Source organism: Vibrio sp. YT-18 (assembly GCF_033337345.1).
In the GTDB taxonomy this organism is placed as follows: domain Bacteria; phylum Pseudomonadota; class Gammaproteobacteria; order Enterobacterales; family Vibrionaceae; genus Vibrio; species Vibrio alginolyticus.
Genome location: NZ_JAWOQO010000204.1, coordinates 1 through 1,127, shown reverse-complemented (window position 1 = coordinate 1,127; position 1,127 = coordinate 1). Strand labels below are relative to the sequence as shown.

1 protein-coding gene is annotated in these 1,127 nt (G+C 50.8%); it reads right to left on the bottom strand.

The window, feature by feature from the left end; all coding sequences use genetic code 11:
* A partial coding sequence (locus R7M72_RS25445) for an aldehyde dehydrogenase (NADP(+)) (protein WP_318056504.1) occupies window positions 1–1,127 on the bottom strand: 1,127 nt, incomplete at both ends.

Below are 1,127 nucleotides of genomic sequence, written 5' to 3'. Positions count from 1 at the left end.
GTTTTTAATGAATCGGGCAACAAGCTTTCTGGCAACGCTTGGTAAGCGACCGGGCGTAACCAACGGTGAATGGCCTCTGCTCCGACAGAGGTTGATGCCGCATGGGTCGACGCAGGATATGGCCCACCATGAACCATCGCATAACCAACCTCTACGCCAGTTGGCCAGCCATTGAACACCAGGCGTCCGGCAATTTCTTCCAGGCATGGAATCAACTGCTCAGCGAGTGATGAATCTTCTTCAGTCGCGTGGATGGTAGCGGTGAGGGTGCCGCTCAGTGTTTCACTTAGATCGAGTAAGTCCTCGAAGTCCTTACAGATAACAATCACTGATTGAGGGCCGAAAATCTCTTCTTCCCATTCTGGGTTTGTGCGCCAGTTTTGGCTGTCGGTGACAAACAGCGCAGAGGCGACATTTGGAGAGTCAGCCTGAGAGTAAGTCACGTTAATACCCTGATCAGCGGCTCGCTTTACGACTTCGTTCTCATAGGTTTCTCGGATACCTTGAGTGAGAAGCGTAGAAGGGGACTGTTGACGAATCAAAGCCTGAGCGGTTTCGATAAAGGCTTGTGTTTCTGGAGTATTCAACGCGAACACTACTCCCGGTTTTGTACAAAACTGGCCGCAACCCATGGTCATTGATGCGACAAACTGCTCTGCAAGTGAAGCGTTGTTCTTCATCGCTTCTGGGAGAATAAAGGTTGGGTTAATGGCGCCGAGTTCTCCATAAAAAGGGATCGGCTCAGGTCTCTGTTGAGCAAGGTTGAATAAGGCACGCCCTCCACTAACTGAGCCTGTGAACCCAACGGCTTTAATCTTTGGATGTGTCACTAACGCTTGGCCAAGTTCACGTTTGTTACCTTGAAGCAAAGTAAAAATAGCTGAAGGCAGGTCTTCTTTATTCAGTGCGTTTTCAATACATTCGGCGACGATTTGGCTCGTTCCCGGATGCGCGGTATGACCTTTAACAATAACCGGACAGCCAGCCGCTAGTGCAGATGCGGTATCGCCACCCGCGGCTGAGAATGCCAGCGGAAAGTTCGAAGCACCAAAGACGGCGACAGGGCCAATGGCAATTTGTTGGCGACGAATGTCAGGCTTTGGTAGAGGTTGGCGTTCAGGATTTGG